15 protein-coding genes are annotated in these 13,872 nt (G+C 43.7%); 11 read left to right on the forward strand and 4 right to left on the reverse strand.

What is annotated here, in order from left to right; all coding sequences use genetic code 11:
* The first annotated feature begins 374 nt into the window (after positions 1-374).
* Both ACSFXN_RS13295 and ACSFXN_RS13300 read left to right on the forward strand, forming a co-directional pair.
* Positions 375-1,877 carry a class I adenylate-forming enzyme family protein gene (locus ACSFXN_RS13295; RefSeq protein WP_437150587.1) on the forward strand — a complete coding sequence of 501 codons (1,503 nt, stop codon included), beginning with the start codon at positions 375-377 and terminating at the stop codon, positions 1,875-1,877.
* Between the two features lie 90 nt (positions 1,878-1,967).
* Positions 1,968-2,861, forward strand: coding sequence for an NAD(P)H-dependent flavin oxidoreductase (locus ACSFXN_RS13300; RefSeq protein WP_437150588.1), 894 nt, complete (start codon positions 1,968-1,970; stop codon positions 2,859-2,861).
* Between the two features lie 132 nt (positions 2,862-2,993).
* Here the strand turns inward: ACSFXN_RS13300 and ACSFXN_RS13305 are convergent, their stop codons facing one another.
* Complete coding sequence (locus ACSFXN_RS13305; protein ID WP_437150589.1) at positions 2,994-4,052, reverse strand: LysM peptidoglycan-binding domain-containing protein; 1,059 nt, start codon at positions 4,050-4,052, stop codon at positions 2,994-2,996.
* 303 nt (positions 4,053-4,355) lie between these two features.
* Between ACSFXN_RS13305 and ACSFXN_RS13310 the strand changes: the two genes are divergently transcribed.
* Positions 4,356-4,751, forward strand: a complete 396-nt coding sequence (locus ACSFXN_RS13310; protein WP_437150590.1) for a hotdog fold thioesterase — start codon at positions 4,356-4,358, stop codon at positions 4,749-4,751.
* Positions 4,752-4,954: 203 nt separating this feature from the next.
* On the opposite strand, the gene ACSFXN_RS13315 is transcribed toward ACSFXN_RS13310, so the two are convergent.
* Both ACSFXN_RS13315 and ACSFXN_RS13320 read right to left on the reverse strand, forming a co-directional pair.
* Positions 4,955-5,473 (reverse strand): methylated-DNA--[protein]-cysteine S-methyltransferase, encoded by a 519-nt coding sequence (locus ACSFXN_RS13315; RefSeq protein ID WP_437150591.1) that lies wholly within the window; start codon positions 5,471-5,473, stop codon positions 4,955-4,957.
* Positions 5,457-6,056, reverse strand: a complete 600-nt coding sequence (locus ACSFXN_RS13320; RefSeq protein ID WP_437150592.1) for a bifunctional transcriptional activator/DNA repair enzyme AdaA — start codon at positions 6,054-6,056, stop codon at positions 5,457-5,459. Before ACSFXN_RS13320 ends, ACSFXN_RS13315 begins: the two co-directional genes overlap by 17 nt.
* 154 nt (positions 6,057-6,210) lie before the next feature.
* Here ACSFXN_RS13320 and ACSFXN_RS13325 point away from each other — a divergent pair, with 154 nt between their 5' ends.
* From ACSFXN_RS13325 to ACSFXN_RS13355, 7 genes are all read left to right on the forward strand, one after another.
* On the forward strand, positions 6,211-6,360 hold the full coding sequence (locus tag ACSFXN_RS13325; protein ID WP_300991083.1) for a hypothetical protein: 150 nt from the start codon (positions 6,211-6,213) through the stop codon (positions 6,358-6,360).
* A gap of 115 nt (positions 6,361-6,475) precedes the next feature.
* Positions 6,476-7,438: a hypothetical protein gene (locus ACSFXN_RS13330; RefSeq protein WP_437150593.1), complete on the forward strand. Its 963-nt coding sequence runs from the start codon at positions 6,476-6,478 to the stop codon at positions 7,436-7,438.
* A gap of 170 nt (positions 7,439-7,608) precedes the next feature.
* Positions 7,609-7,803, forward strand: coding sequence for a twin-arginine translocase TatA/TatE family subunit (gene tatA / locus ACSFXN_RS13335; protein ID WP_437150594.1), 195 nt, complete (start codon positions 7,609-7,611; stop codon positions 7,801-7,803).
* 383 nt (positions 7,804-8,186) lie between these two features.
* The gene (gene tatC, locus ACSFXN_RS13340; protein WP_437150595.1) at positions 8,187-8,930 is read left to right on the forward strand and encodes a twin-arginine translocase subunit TatC; all 744 of its coding nucleotides are present in this window, start codon (positions 8,187-8,189) and stop codon (positions 8,928-8,930) included.
* 28 nt (positions 8,931-8,958) lie between these two features.
* Positions 8,959-9,174 carry a twin-arginine translocase TatA/TatE family subunit gene (gene tatA, locus ACSFXN_RS13345; protein ID WP_437150596.1) on the forward strand — a complete coding sequence of 72 codons (216 nt, stop codon included), beginning with the start codon at positions 8,959-8,961 and terminating at the stop codon, positions 9,172-9,174.
* A gap of 102 nt (positions 9,175-9,276) precedes the next feature.
* Positions 9,277-10,941: a formate--tetrahydrofolate ligase gene (locus tag ACSFXN_RS13350; protein ID WP_437150597.1), complete on the forward strand. Its 1,665-nt coding sequence runs from the start codon at positions 9,277-9,279 to the stop codon at positions 10,939-10,941.
* 108 nt (positions 10,942-11,049) lie between these two features.
* Positions 11,050-11,271 (forward strand): hypothetical protein, encoded by a 222-nt coding sequence (locus ACSFXN_RS13355; protein WP_437150598.1) that lies wholly within the window; start codon positions 11,050-11,052, stop codon positions 11,269-11,271.
* Positions 11,272-11,287: 16 nt separating this feature from the next.
* Here the strand turns inward: ACSFXN_RS13355 and ACSFXN_RS13360 are convergent, their stop codons facing one another.
* Positions 11,288-12,316, reverse strand: a complete 1,029-nt coding sequence (locus ACSFXN_RS13360) for a threonine aldolase family protein (protein ID WP_437150599.1) — start codon at positions 12,314-12,316, stop codon at positions 11,288-11,290.
* 182 nt (positions 12,317-12,498) lie between these two features.
* On the opposite strand from ACSFXN_RS13360, the gene ACSFXN_RS13365 reads away from it, so the two are divergent.
* Positions 12,499-13,794: a DUF4139 domain-containing protein gene (locus ACSFXN_RS13365; RefSeq protein ID WP_437150600.1), complete on the forward strand. Its 1,296-nt coding sequence runs from the start codon at positions 12,499-12,501 to the stop codon at positions 13,792-13,794.
* The last annotated feature ends 78 nt before the right edge of the window (positions 13,795-13,872 follow it).

Below are 13,872 nucleotides of genomic sequence, written 5' to 3' on the forward strand. Positions count from 1 at the left end.
AATTAAAATCAATACTTAATGATAATCATTATAAATAAGAGAAAGATCAATAAGGAGTAGAGATAAAATATTTTTGTATTTATTAGACTTTCTCAATTGGAAAGAAGAAACGAAAGATCTTTATTTTTACTTTGAAGGAAAAGGAGGCAGAATTCAATTTTAAACTTTCGTTTGAATTTTGAACCTTATATAGAAAGAGATTGCATTTAAAAATAAAAATGGATAATATAAAATTTAATTATAAATTTTCTGAAAAGTAAAACTTTTAAAAGGTGGTTTCAAACTTAAGCAGCTGAATGGAGCTTTTGATTGTTCTCAGTTTTTAAAGGTAAAGCATTTTAATAAAAGCAAAATACTGAAAAGGGGAGAGAGAAATGTTGATAACGGAAAGCATAAGCAATTACGCGAAGAATCAGCCGGGGAAAATGTATACCTCTTACCAAGGACGAGACTGGACGTACAGTGAGTTCTATGGAAAAGCCAAGCGGATTGCTGCTTACTTTCAGCAGAAAGGCTATAAAAAAGATGATGTCATTGCTTTATATGCCCTGAACTCTGATACATTCCTTGTTTGTTATTTCGGCATTCAATTGGGCGGTTTCACGGTGATGCCGGTCAATACTAAACTAGCTACGCCTGAAGTAGAATATATTTTTTCGAATTCAAAGGCGAAAGCTTTAATCTATGATGTGCGGATTGAAGAAGTGATCAACGGCACATCCTATGAATTTCAAGATATCTTAACGATTGGCGGAGAAGATGCAGTCGGTCAGATAATTGCCGATGAATTATTGAAGTTTGCTCCGGTGTCATTAGAAGGAGAAGACACGGCTGTTGTCATGTATACTTCCGGGACAACTGGAAAGCCGAAAGGAGTTATGCTGACCCATGCCAATGTCCAAGCGTGCGCCGAAATCTGGTCCGAAGCGATGGCCATTACAGAACAAGACCGTATGCTGATTTCCACTCCGCTATTTCATTGTGCTGCAGCCCATGTCTTCGTAGTACCGGTTACGCATAAAGGGGGATCTTTAGTTATAGAAGAAGCTTTTTCGCCCGATAAGACCATGAAGATGCTCGAATCTGCCAAGCCGACAATGTTTTTCGGCGTGCCGGCGATGTACAGTATCATTTTGAACCTTCCAGATATCCAGAGAGTTCAATTGCCGTCTCTGCGCCTGTTCTGTTATGGTGCAGCACCGATGCCATATGAGCTTGTGAAGAAATTGAAAGAGACATTTCCGAATGTAAGTGTCCAAAACTGCTATGGGCAAACTGAAAATGCGCCTGCTGCTTCGTCGTTAAAAGATCATTTTGCGCTGGATAAAATTGGTTCAGTCGGCGAAGTGCTGCCTCAGACAGAAATCCGGGTAGTGGATGAATTCGGAGAGCCGCTGCCAACCGGTCAAGTCGGCGAAATCGTCGTTAAAGGCCCGCAAGTGATGAAAGGCTATTTGAGAAACGAAGAAGCAACATGCCAAGCTATTAAAAATGGCTGGTTATACAGCGGAGACCTTGGAAAGTTCGATGAAGACGGCTTGTTGTATATCGTGGACCGGAAAAAAGATATGATTATTCGCGGCGGAGAAAATGTCTATCCGGTGGAAGTGGAAGAAGTGCTGTATCAAATCCCGGAATTGCTTGAAGCGGCTGTTGTCGGTGTGCCCCATGAAGTTTACGGAGAAGTGCCGAAAGCATATGCCGTCAAAAAGCCGGGGCAGGATGTTTCAGAAGAACAGATCCAAGCGTACTGTGCTACAAAACTGGCGAAATACAAAGTGCCGCTGGAAGTGGAGTTTATGGAAGAATTGCCGCGCAATGCTTCTGGCAAAGTGCTGAAACATACGCTGCGTGTATCGGAAAATTTAAGAAGCTAAAAGAGAGGAGATCATAAAGAATGAACAATGCGTATCTGGAAAATGAGAATTGTGAGCCATTCGGCGAAAAGTTAAGGGAGGAAATTTCATATGCTTAAACTGCCCGTCATCATTTCTCCTATGTTCCTGGTATCTACACCGAAAATGGTGATCGAAGCAGGCAATGCAGGGGTCATTGGTTCATTTCCGTTATTGAATGCGCGGCCGATTGAAGTTTGTGCTGATTGGCTGCTTGAAGTAAAAGAGGCACTTGCAGATAAACCTTGGGCAGTCAATTTTATCTACCACAGAGGTTCCAATAAACGATACAGCGACGACTTGGAAATGATTCGCCGATACGAACCTCCGATTGTCATTACTTCTTTAGGGTCGCCGGCGGATGTCATTGATATTGTCCATGCCTATGGAGGCCTCGTTTATTCAGATGTGGCGAATGTGCGCCATGCGAAAAAAGCTGCCGCTAGCGGCGTTGATGGTCTTGTGCTGGTGAGTGCCGGAGCCGGCGGACATGGTGGTACATTAAATCCATTTGCGTTTATTGCAGCGGTAAAAAAGTTCTACAACGGGACAATTATCTTGTCGGGAGCACTTTCAACAGGAGCAGATGTTGCGGCGGCAAAATTAATGGGTGCCGATTATGCCTATATGGGAACACGGTTTTTGGCTGCAGAAGAAAGCGACGCGCCGGAAGAATACAAGCAAATGGTCATCGATTCAACGATTGAAGATGTGCTCTACACGGATTCGTTTAGCGGTGTGCCGGTGAATGTGCTGGTGCCAAGCCTTGTTAAGGAAGGCATCGATCCAAAAACCCTCAAGCCAAGAGAAGACATCGATTTGTCTCATTTGGTTGATGCCAAAGCATGGCGGGATATCTGGTCAGCAGGACATGGTGTCACAACAATTACAAAAAGAGAAACTACCAAAGAAATTGTTGAAACTTTAATAGCGGAGTATGAGGAAAGTGCGGCAAGCCTTGGATGAACCGATTAAGGCACATTTACTAAAGGTGCCCGGCTTCTTCCGATCAACCCGATAAAAAACAAAGAAACAACACCAGATTACTTGTCTGGTGTTGTTTCTTTGCGTTTAAGGAAAGAAGTGCGGGGGAAACTGTTAATCCATTGCATACAAGCGCTTGAAGCCGTCGAAATGCTTGCCCCAATACTTGTCGCTCAAGCTTGTAATTTGCACACGGTCTCCACCGGCATGGATGAATTTATTGTCTCCCAAGTAAATTCCCATGTGGGAGATGCCTGCACGGTAAGTATTGCTGAAGAACACCAAATCGCCGACTTTCGGGTTGCTGACATCATATGAACGGGCATCATAGCCGGTTGTATTAGTCCGGGGAAGGTTGATGCCAGCTTTGTTGTATACATAATAGATAAATCCGCTGCAGTCGAAACCGCTAGTTGTAGCGCCGCCCCAGACATATGGTATACCGATCAATGAAGTAGCTGTAGAAACCACTTTCCCTGCCGCTCCTGTTGCCGTTACGGTCGGTTTGGAAACAGGGGTCGTTTTTGGCTGTGCTGCTACCAAAGAATTATTCACTTTCAGCACTTGGCCAACGCGAATCAAACTTGAACTCAAGTTATTCCAATTCATGATTTGTGTAACTGAGATGCCATGGCGATGTGCAATATTGGTCAGTGTATCGCCGCTTGCTACTTTGTATGTGCCGCCGGGTGCTGCAGGAGCTGCTGTTTTTGCGGGAGCCGGCGTTTTTGAAGCAGCTGGCGCTGTCGCTGTTCCGCTTACTTTTAACTTTTGGCCTGGGAAAATCAAGAAATTTGAAAGGCCATTTAGTTTTTGAAGATTTTTCACAGTGGTCTTATGTAAAGTTGCAATTCGGGTTAGTGTATCTCCGGATTTCACTATGTAAGAATTCGCGGCACTCGCAGTTGGTGAAGAAGTGCTTGGTTTGCTGATGGAAGTGGAACTTTTTGCCGGCGCCTGAGCTGTTAATTTTAAAACTTGGTTTGGGCGGATAGTATCAGATGTTAAGTTATTCCACTTTTTAATATTGGCCACCGAAACGTTATTCGTTGAAGCGACCTTCCAAAGCGTATCACCAGGTTTAATCGTGTATGAACTTGCATCAACATCTGAAACTCCAATAAATAAGGCTAAAGAACTGGTGGCGAGTAGCGAGAAAGCAATCTTCTTCATTATTATCTCCTTTTAGAACATTATTTGTCTGAATATAGTAAAAAAATCCTGAATCCTTTGTGTGTAGTTAATTGTATATTCTATCAAATGAATAGGCAATAAGTTTTAATATTACAATTGTGTTACAAAGCGAAAGGTCTCAGTTTAAAGTCAAGTACTAGGGGGTAATAAGGAGCCTTCGAAGTAATGACAACCCAGGCTTTCATTCAAGTTTTTGTGTGACTGAGGGTTCTAGTTAATAGTGGGCAGTTGATACTCAATATGGTAAGTTTGGAATATTAAGAAAAATGGAGGCGGGATGTTATGAATCAGAAACCCTATGATAAAACGATTATGGGAGCGCTCGGCATTGAGATGGGAGAGGCAACAGCCGACCGTGTCACAGCGACGATGCCGGTACATGATGCCACCCATCAGCCGATAGGTCTTTTGCATGGCGGGGCATCGGTCGTTTTAGCGGAAACAGTGGCGAGTTTCGGAACGTGGAATTTAATCGACCAGGAAAATGAAATTGCGGTCGGTTTAGAAATAAACGCCAACCATATCCGCGGTAAACAAGAAGGGGTTGTTACGGCTATCGGAACGCCGCTCCATAAAGGCCGCACGACAATGATATGGGATATAAAAATCATAGATGAAGAAGAGAAGCTGATTTGCGTATCAAGATGCACAGTAGCGATTGTTAAAAAAAGCCGATAGATAAAAGGTGGACGGTTCGATGGCGAAATTCAGCGTACTGTTCTTTGCGGTCCGCAGCAAAGAAAGATAGCTTTATGCCCTCTGTCCAGAGCTACCTTGCTTCTTTAAAAGTAACCAGCGGCTCTCAATAGAGGCAAGAAATCTCGTCCGATTAAAAAACCTCCAATCCAGCCCTTATTAAAAGGCGGTTGGAGGTTTTCAAATTAATGATGGGCTTTATCGGCAGTTTCCAATTCAAGTAAAAAGCTCTTAAGTTCTAAACCGCCCCGATAACCAGCGATGGTTCCTTTTTTTCCAATAACCCGATGGCAAGGCACGGTGATCAGTACAGGGTTGGCACCAATCGCCGTACCGACTGCCCGGACAGCTGCTGGACGCTGGATGCGTGCAGCGATTTCCGAGTAGGAAACGGTCTGGCCGTAAGGGATTTCTTGGAGAGCTTGCCAGATTTCTTCTTGGAAAGGTGTTCCTTTAACGTCAATTGGCAAGGTGAAGGCAGTTCGGAAGCCATCAAAATAGTCATTCAGTTCCTGGATATAAGGAGACAGCGCGTCTCGGTTTTCCCGCAGTTCGGCTGCCGGAAACCGCTTATTGATATACTTTTGGAAATCCTCAAATGTTTGGCCTGGAGAACCGACGTAACAAAGCCCTTTTGAAGTTTTAGCAACATATAACTTCCAGTGGCTGTGTTCTAGAATTGACCATTCAATTAAAGAATTCATGCGTGTTCTCTCCTTTCTTTGCCTTTCGTGCTTGCCGGAAACTTGCCGGTGTTTGTCCGTTTTTCTTTTTAAATAACGTAATAAAATAAGAAGCATTCGGAAAACCTGCTAATCGGCCAACTTCTGCAATTGGATAATCCGTTTCTTCAAGCAGCCAAACTGCTTTTTCAAGACGCAGCTGCTGGATGTACTCCAGTGGTGAACTGCCTTTAAGGCGTTTGAACAACCGCTGAAGGTGGTAGGGGCTGCCGTGCGAAATGTCTGCCAGCCGTTCCAATGTAACGGGTTCTGTAAAATGTTCATCGATCCACTCGGCAATTTGGCCGATCCATTCTTCGGCCGGCAAATTCAACCCATCTGGTTTGCACCGTTTGCATGGCCTAAAATTTTTGTTCAATGCGGCAAAGGCATTGTTAAAAATAAGCACATTTTCTTTATTCGGTACACGCGAGCTGCAGGAAGGGCGGCAAAAAATTCTGGTGGTCCGGAATCCGTAAAAAAACTTATCATCAAATGAGGCGTCATTTTCCATAATGGCTTTCCAGTAGGCAGCAGGAATAGCGGTTGGTTTTTGTTTTGCCATGAACCGTTCACCTCTATAAATAGTATATACTTTAACGCCGGATAAATAACCTTTTAATGATGGAAAAGCAAGATAACGAAACTCTTAAATAAAGTTTTTTTGACAGTTTTATTAAATTGGAATGGGGAATAATAAAAACAAGAGGAGGGATTACATGGCTAGAGATAAAAACTTAGAAGAACTAAAAGACAGTGTACGGAAACAGGAGTTCAGGGAAGAAATACAGGAAGTAAAAGAGCAGACACGTTTTCCTGACGAACGGCGGGAACAGAATGATTTAGATGATGACAAACAAGAAAAATAACATCTTTCATTACACCCTGTATGCCGGATTACCGGCATACAGGGCTTTTTGTTGAAAAGGTTTATCAGGATGATAGAATGTACACAATCTATACATAGAAAGTTGAGTGGTTGCCATGTTCAATTCTTTAAAGGAACTGATGGAAGCGAAAGGATATAAGGATAAACGGGGTGTTCGGTGGAATGAAGTCTGCCAGGAAGAAAAACTGTCCGAACCGTTTATCCGGGAAAATGGGGACCAAGTCAATTGGAAACTGGTTTCAACATACCAATCGCTGTCAGAAGACTTTATCCGGGAATTCAGCGATAGGTTATTCTGGGAGCCGGTTATGTTCGGGCAAAAAGTGTCAGAGCAGTTTATCGAAGAGTTCGCGGCAAAAGAAAAATGGAACCCTGCCAAAGAGAGGTTAAGTAAACGCCAGTTGAAAACATGGGAACGAGAAAGCCGGGAATTTGATGAAACGGTGTATTGGACAATTGTTTCAAGGAAACGGGAGTTGTTGAATTCAAAAGGATTATCGCCTGCGTTCATCGAAAAGCATCAGGAGAAGTTATCATGGAGTTGTTTATCGTTGTGCCAAATCTTGCCCATGTCATTGATCGACAGGCATTCTGATAAGGTGGATTGGAATGCGATTACAAGAGTTCAAGCGCTTTCAGAGCGGTTTATCGAGAAACATCGCAGCCGTGTGGAATGGGAAACAATATCTTTCCATCAGGACTTGTCTGAGCGCTTCATTAACCGCCACCACGTAAAAATGAGCTTTATTTCGGCGGAGCGCGTGCGCTCGGAAGCTTTTCTCTATACCCATTTGGAAAAAATGGATGCCGCTTCTGTAATTGAAAACCAGAATCTCCGGAACGTGAAAAAGTATGAACCGTTCGATGTATATATTGTTGGGAAAAATGGACTTAAAAAATACATTTTGAAATACCATGCTAGTGAATACTTAGAAAATCCAAGCGTACACATAGCGGATGAAGAAGAACTATATGAGCATTTGGAAGAACACGATTTGAACAAGGTAATAGAGAAAGACTTCCCGGAATTAGGAACGAGCAGAGATTTCAGATTCTAATATAAAATTAACGGAAAAGTTTCAATATTCTATCTGAACGTGGTATAACTTATCTATGAAGAACTTACTTTGGCCGATTCGGCAGGGATTTTTTGTGTTATATTTGGCGCAATTGTTTCAAATGCGTAATTGCTGGTATAAATTTATTTCTTTCTTAAGGAGGAACCATTATGGCGAATATTGGTGCAACGGAATGGATAATAATACTTGTCATCGCTTTGCTCCTTTTTGGGCCAGCCAAGTTGCCGCAGTTGGGCCGTGCTGTCGGAGAAACGCTGAGGGAATTTAAAAACTCCACTAAAGGAATAATGGGAGACGTGAAAGAAGAGTTTAAAATTGAAGAAAAGACAGAAAAAGAAAAATGAGCAAGAGACTAGTGAAGGTTAAAATAACCGCCCAAAGAAATTGAGGGACGGTTATTTTTGTGCTTTATAAATGTAAGTTATAAAGAAAAGAGTTCGCTGCGATTATCGGCAGCGGCAAGAGAAAGATCTTTTTGCTGCGCTCTATAAATGCATTTGTTGTTATATTTTGTCATTTTGTTCACAGCTGCAATCGTTTATTGGAGGAAATACGGGTTAGATGATTTACAAATAGCCCATGTGGAGTATAATAACAATTGAATTAAAGAGTAAATCAAAATTTTAGTAAGCATGGACGACGATAGATCAGTTTTGTTAAAATACAGCTGTTTTGTAGATGCCCAGTGACTGAATTTTATATTTAGCAAAATAGGTGGTTAACAAATATGGAGCAAGAATATACCGTTGTTGAGCATTTAGCCGAGTTAAGAAAGCGCCTGGTCATTATTGCAGCAGCCTTGATCGTTTCTCTTGGCATCGGATTTGCCACAGCGACGAAAATGTTAAATTTCATCAAAATGCAGCCTACCGCCGTAAATGTAGAATGGAACGTTTTTGGCTTTACGGACGGCATCATGATTTACTTCAAGTGTGCACTGCTGGTAGCTATTTTAATCACATTGCCGATCGCCTTGCATCAAATATGGCTTTTTGTAAAACCGGGATTATCAGAAGCGGAAGCGAAAGGCACGGTATGGTTCATTCCAGCTTCTTTCTTTTTGTTCCTGGCAGGGGTGAGCTTTAGTTATTTCGTTATGTTCCCGATGATGTTGAATTTCTTGTCGGATATCAACCAATCCATCGGGGCGACTGAAACGTATGGGATGAACCAGTATTTCAGTTTTCTGTTTAATCTGGTGATACCAGTGGGCATCGTTTTTGAAATGCCGATCGTCATTATGTTTTTGACGAAATTGGGGATTGTGACGCCAACATCGTTAAGAAAAATGCGGAAAGTTGCGTATTTTGCGCTTGTGGTAATCGGGGTACTCATATCACCTCCGGATTTCGTTTCGGATATTCTGATTATCGTACCGCTTTTCATTTTGTTTGAAATCAGCATTGTCATTTCGAGCTGGACGCTGAAACGTTCAAACAAAAGACTTGCAGAAATGGCTTTAAAAGAATAATATTACTTACGGACAGGAGGGGAACCTAATGCCAAATATCGGCGTACCGGGATTAATCTTAATCCTTATCATTGCTTTGATCATTTTTGGACCAGCTAAATTGCCACAGTTGGGCCGTGCTGCTGGACAAACTTTGAGAGAGTTCAAAAACTCGACAAAAGGCATCATGGACGACACACTAGAAGAGACTAAAGTGATCGAAGAGCCTAACCAAGAAAAACAAGTAGAATTAACGAAAAAATAATATCTTTCATGAACCGTCCCTTGCTGATGCGAGGGGCGGTTATTTTTTTGTTTTTACAATCAACGGGTTATAATAAAAGAAAAATTGAAAGTTGGGGAATGAATGGCATTGACGGATTTATCGATAGCTACGGATGCAAAAATTTTACCGATACAGGAAATTGCAGAGCGTGCTGGGATTCCAGGCGAAGCTCTTGAACTATACGGAAATTATAAAGCGAAAATTAATGTCGATTTATTGCCGCCTCCAGGAAGCCTTGGAAAAGTCGTATTAGTGACAGCCATCAGCCCGACTCCAGCAGGAGAAGGAAAATCAACCGTAACGGTAGGGCTTGCTGATGCTTTTAGGCAATTGAACGAATCGGTCGTTGTCGCTTTGCGTGAGCCTTCTTTAGGGCCGGTAATGGGCGTAAAAGGAGGAGCCACAGGCGGAGGGTTTGCACAAGTGCTGCCGATGGAAGACATCAACCTCCATTTCACAGGTGATATCCATGCCATCACGTCGGCAAACAACGCGTTAGCTGCATTTATTGATAACCACCTGCACCAAGGCAACTCTTTGAATGTTGATCCTCGGCGCATCACCTGGAAGCGGGCACTCGATATCAATGACCGGGCGCTTCGCCAAGTGACAATCGGCCTCGGGGGTCCTGCGCAGGGCGTTCCGCGTCAAGACGGTTTTGACATTACCGTTGCTTCTGAAATTATGGCCGTATTATGCCTGGCAACTTCTTTGGAAGATTTGAAAGAGCGCCTTGCCCGCATGGTCATCGGCTATACGTACCAAAAAGAGCCTGTAACAGTTCGTGATTTAGGTGTAGAAGGCGCCTTGACGCTATTGCTGAAAGATGCCTTTAAACCTAATCTGGTACAGACCATCGAAGGAACACCGGCAATCATCCACGGTGGACCGTTTGCTAATATTGCCCATGGCTGCAACTCGCTGATGGCGACGCAAACAGCTAGAAAGCTGGCTGATGTAGTTGTGACGGAAGCCGGCTTTGGTGCGGATCTGGGTGCTGAGAAATTTATGCACATCAAATCCCGTAAAGGCGGATTTCATCCGGATGCTGTGGTGATTGTGGCAACAGTGCGGGCTTTGAAGATGCACGGTGGTGTCGAAAAGAATTTATTGGCAGAAGTGAACCGTGATGCAGTGCGGCGCGGCATGGTCAACTTAGCGAAACACGTGGACACCATTCGCCAATTCGGCATTGAACCGGTCGTGGCATTAAACCGGTTTATAACAGATACAGAGGAAGAACTGGCAGAAATCTTCAACTGGGCTGAGACAGAAGGTGTGAAAATTGCTTTGACCAATGTTTGGGAACAAGGCGGTAAAGGCGGACTGGCTCTGGCGAAGCTTGTGAAGCAAGAATTGGAGCGCCCTACAGACTTTGCCCATCTTTATGACGAAGCCGATTCTGTAGAAGAAAAACTCCGTACCATTGTGCAGAAAGTGTACGGAGGTGCGGATGTCCAGTTAACGGACAGTGCTCAAAAGCAATTAGTGGAGTTGAAGAAATATGGCTGGGATGCTTTGCCGATCTGCATGGCAAAAACCCAATATTCATTGTCCGACCAGCCGAAACTGCTTGGCCGTCCGGAAGGGTTTACGATTACGATACGCGAGATTATACCGAAACTCGGTGCCGGTTTCCTGGTTTGCTTAACAGGTGACATCATGACGATGCCCGGTTTGCCGAAGCAGCCGGCTGCATTGAAAATGGATGTAGGAGCAGCCGGAGAAGCGATTGGTTTGTTTTAAGGACAGAAGCCCGAAAGCTATTGAGCTTTTGGGCTTTTTGATTTTTTGGAGCTGACTTGCTCGTAAATGGGTGAAAGTCGCTCATCATTAAATAAAGGAGATGATCACATGGAACATCAGATTTCCGTCATTGATTATGCGGAGCGGGGAAGCTCTCTTTACATTCAATTGGACATATGGGATGCGCAAACAGAAAAAAAGTACCGGGAAGAAGTGCGGTTTTTGAATGATTTGCTTTACGGTGAACTGGTACATCCAGAAAAATCCCCTTTATCGGAAACCTGTCGTATAGCAGTTATAGCGTATTTAAAAAACCACTTCAATCGCTGAAGTGGTTTTTATGTTTTTAGGAGTAGGCTTTCTCGACATGGGAAAGAAAGGTTTCAATGTCTTCTTCTGTCGTGTCGAACGATGTCACCAAGCGAATTTCATTAATGGCTGCATTCCACAAGGCAAACGCATAGGTTTTTTGCAGCTCTTCAATTTGGGATTTTGGCATCGAAGCAAAAATAGCATTCGATTCAACTGGCTGAGTAACAGTGATGCCAATGAAATTTTGCAGACCGTCTGCCAGCAAACGAGCCATACGGTTCGCGTGGCTGGCGTTTTCCTGCCACAAATTATCCGTCAGCAAACAGTCAAACTGAGCGGCGATAAAGCGCATTTTCGAGCCAAGCTGCATGCCTTGCTTGCGAATGTATTTCAATTCAGATGCCAGCTCTTTGTTAAAGCAGACCACTGCTTCGCCAATCATCAGGCCGTTTTTAGTTCCGCCAAACGCCAGCATATCGATGCCAGCATCCACTGTCATTTCCGCAAAGCTGCAGCCGAGATGGGCAGCGGCATTACTTAGCCGGGCACCGTCCATATGTACATAGAGGCCATTGTCATGGGCAAAAGAAGTGATTTCTTTAATTTCTTCAAGCGTATAAACCGTCCCGAGTTCCGTGCATTGGGAAATGGAAACGGCTTTTGGCTGGCTTCGCTGCTGGTTGCCGATATGATGCAGCTGCTGCGCAATTTGGTTGACGGTCAGCTTGCCGTTCTCAGAAGGGACAGTCAACAGCTTTCCGCCGATAAAGCCTTCAGCTGCTCCGCCTTCATCAGCATGAATATGAGCACCATCTGTGCAGATGATAGCTTGATGAGAGCGCACCATCGCTTTTAACCCCGTGATGTTGGCCCCCGTGCCGTTGAAAACAAATGCAACTTCACATTCTTCACCGAAATGTTCTTTGAATTTATGGCGGGCTGCTGCCGTATAAGGGTCGTCTCCGTAGGCTGGGACATGTCCGTCATTCACCTGGGAAATTGCTTCCAGAATAGCAGGGTGGATGCCTGAATTATTGTCACTTGCAAACATTTTCTTCGTCATTGCATTCGCCTCCTTTCTACAGTGTAAAACAGATTTTCTGCCTCGGATAGTTATTCTGTAAATTTCAATTTGAAGCATGTAAATATTCAGTTAAATCGTGATGCGAGATTCCTTCTATGGTAGCATGAAGAAAATGGAGACCATGGAAATAGGCATTCATACCACTTGAAGGATGTGTTGAGATGAAATTCGAATCTACTGGAAAAGCGCAGAAATCTGTCAGTTTGACTGTCTACAGGGATGGGTTTGGCGTTGTGAAAGAAGTGCGGGAGCTTTTATCAGAGTCAGCGGTTGAAGAAGTCCAGTTTTCTGATGTTGCCAAGCGAATTGAACCGGATTCCATTGTTGTTCATGGTCTGCAGGTGCTGGAACAAGTATATGATTACGGCCTTGTAGATAGTGGGAAACTGCTGGAATCGTATATCGGGGATGTCGTGACCGTGCGCAATCCGGAGCTGGGAGATGAAACGCAAATCCGGTTATTGAGCACAGTGGCTGGCATCATCGGAGAGCGTGTTGATACCCGTGAAATCCTCTTGAATCCGTCGGGTGAATTGATCCTTCCGCCGCTGCCGGAAGGATTCAGCATAAAGCCGGCGCTTGTCTGGAGAATAATGCCGGAACTATTAAACCACAAAGTGCATGTATCGTATTTAACGGACGGATTGGACTGGGAAGCGATTTATATAATGGAGATTCGAGGAGAGAATTTTAAGCTTGCAGGTTGGATCAATATCGTGAATGAGACAGGGACTGATTTTCGCGATGTACGGCTAAAATTGATTGCGGGCCAAGTAAACCGGCATAGCCCGGCTCATTTATACGAAGAAGCACATATGATGCTTCAAAATAGCCTGCCTGCCCGAGAATCTTTCGAAGAGCGCCGTTTTGCAGACAAGCATGTATATACGCTTGAGAGGGAAGTAGATTTAGTGGATGGGCAATCTAAGAAAATCAGCTTTTTATCTGCGCAAGAGGGCTCTTTCAAGAAAGTCTATAAAGTAGAAAAGACAAGCAAGCATGCGAAAGTCACCATAATGATTGAAAATACTGAAAAAAACGGCCTTGGCGTTCCTTTGCCTAAAGGTATTGCGAAAGTTTATGAGCTTGATAGTGACGGGGAGCTGGAGTTTACCGGGGAAGATGCAATTGGCCATACTCCGGTAAAGGAGAAGTTATCTCTGACCATTGGAGAGGCTTTTGATATTGTCTCGGAGAGTCGGGAAACTGTACGTGAAAAACGTGATGGGATAGAATACGTGACGTATCGTTATGGATTGCGAAACGGTAAGAACGAAAATGTTCGCATCGACATCAGCCACGCCATTTATGAACCATTTTGGAAAATGGAATCGTCATCCCATGATTACGAAGTCAAAAATACTAGTGAAGTAGAATTTAGCGTACGGATTGCTGCCGGTAAGTCGGCCATAGTGGAATTCACTTATAAAGTGGATGACCGCACCAATAAGAAATAAAGGAAAGTGCGGAGAGAAGAGCTCCGCATTTTTTTGTGTATTCAGATGAACAGAAGCTACCGTTTTAAACTGGCCAAC

This window comes from Planococcus sp. 1R117A (genome assembly GCF_051417975.1).
GTDB lineage: Bacteria > Bacillota > Bacilli > Bacillales_A > Planococcaceae > Planococcus > Planococcus shenhongbingii.

Bases quoted from the DNA above. Each gene is read 5' to 3' on its own strand.
- tatC (WP_437150595.1), top strand. From the start codon at position 8,187: ATGGAGCAAGAATATACCGTTGTTGAGCATTTAGCCGAGTTAAGAAAG.
- ACSFXN_RS13355 (WP_437150598.1), top strand. From the start codon at position 11,050: ATGGAACATCAGATTTCCGTCATTGATTATGCGGAGCGGGGAAGCTCT.
- ACSFXN_RS13305 (WP_437150589.1), bottom strand. From the start codon at position 4,052: ATGAAGAAGATTGCTTTCTCGCTACTCGCCACCAGTTCTTTAGCCTTA.
- ACSFXN_RS13300 (WP_437150588.1), top strand. From the start codon at position 1,968: ATGCTTAAACTGCCCGTCATCATTTCTCCTATGTTCCTGGTATCTACA.
- ACSFXN_RS13315 (WP_437150591.1), bottom strand. From the start codon at position 5,473: ATGAATTCTTTAATTGAATGGTCAATTCTAGAACACAGCCACTGGAAG.
- tatA (WP_437150594.1), top strand. From the start codon at position 7,609: ATGGCGAATATTGGTGCAACGGAATGGATAATAATACTTGTCATCGCT.
- ACSFXN_RS13330 (WP_437150593.1), top strand. From the start codon at position 6,476: ATGTTCAATTCTTTAAAGGAACTGATGGAAGCGAAAGGATATAAGGAT.
- ACSFXN_RS13350 (WP_437150597.1), top strand. From the start codon at position 9,277: ATGGCATTGACGGATTTATCGATAGCTACGGATGCAAAAATTTTACCG.
- ACSFXN_RS13310 (WP_437150590.1), top strand. From the start codon at position 4,356: ATGAATCAGAAACCCTATGATAAAACGATTATGGGAGCGCTCGGCATT.
- ACSFXN_RS13295 (WP_437150587.1), top strand. From the start codon at position 375: ATGTTGATAACGGAAAGCATAAGCAATTACGCGAAGAATCAGCCGGGG.
- ACSFXN_RS13365 (WP_437150600.1), top strand. From the start codon at position 12,499: ATGAAATTCGAATCTACTGGAAAAGCGCAGAAATCTGTCAGTTTGACT.
- tatA (WP_437150596.1), top strand. From the start codon at position 8,959: ATGCCAAATATCGGCGTACCGGGATTAATCTTAATCCTTATCATTGCT.
- ACSFXN_RS13325 (WP_300991083.1), top strand. From the start codon at position 6,211: ATGGCTAGAGATAAAAACTTAGAAGAACTAAAAGACAGTGTACGGAAA.
- ACSFXN_RS13320 (WP_437150592.1), bottom strand. From the start codon at position 6,056: ATGGCAAAACAAAAACCAACCGCTATTCCTGCTGCCTACTGGAAAGCC.
- ACSFXN_RS13360 (WP_437150599.1), bottom strand. From the start codon at position 12,316: ATGACGAAGAAAATGTTTGCAAGTGACAATAATTCAGGCATCCACCCT.